Source organism: Adlercreutzia equolifaciens, assembly GCF_029076695.1.
GTDB lineage: Bacteria > Actinomycetota > Coriobacteriia > Coriobacteriales > Eggerthellaceae > Adlercreutzia > Adlercreutzia equolifaciens_A.
On the sequence record NZ_JARFIK010000604.1, the window covers coordinates 1 to 289 of the forward strand.

General features: G+C 59.5%; 1 protein-coding gene. It reads right to left on the reverse strand.

From position 1 onward, the window contains the following. Positions 1–289 (reverse strand): aminotransferase class I/II-fold pyridoxal phosphate-dependent enzyme (locus PZH32_RS13790; RefSeq protein WP_275208836.1); only part of this gene is annotated, 289 nt, incomplete at both ends.

Genomic DNA, 289 nt, shown 5'->3' on the forward strand with positions numbered 1-289 from the left:
GTTAAGGGCCACCAGACGCGAGTCGGCCACCATGCGGTCGATGAAGCGAACCTTCGCAATGTCGTCGGTAAGCGACTGGTATCGTCCTACCAGGATCTGCTTCTTATCCTCGGGCAGCTGGTCAATAAGCTCATCGAACAGGTTATCGTGGGCCATGGCAATGGTGGCCAGGCGCCAGCCGGTGGCCCCGAAGTACTTCGAGAATGAATAGACGCATGCCGTATTGCGCGGCAGGTCGGCGAACACCGACCGATAGTGGGGCACGAAGGTGCCGTACACGTCGTCGGTG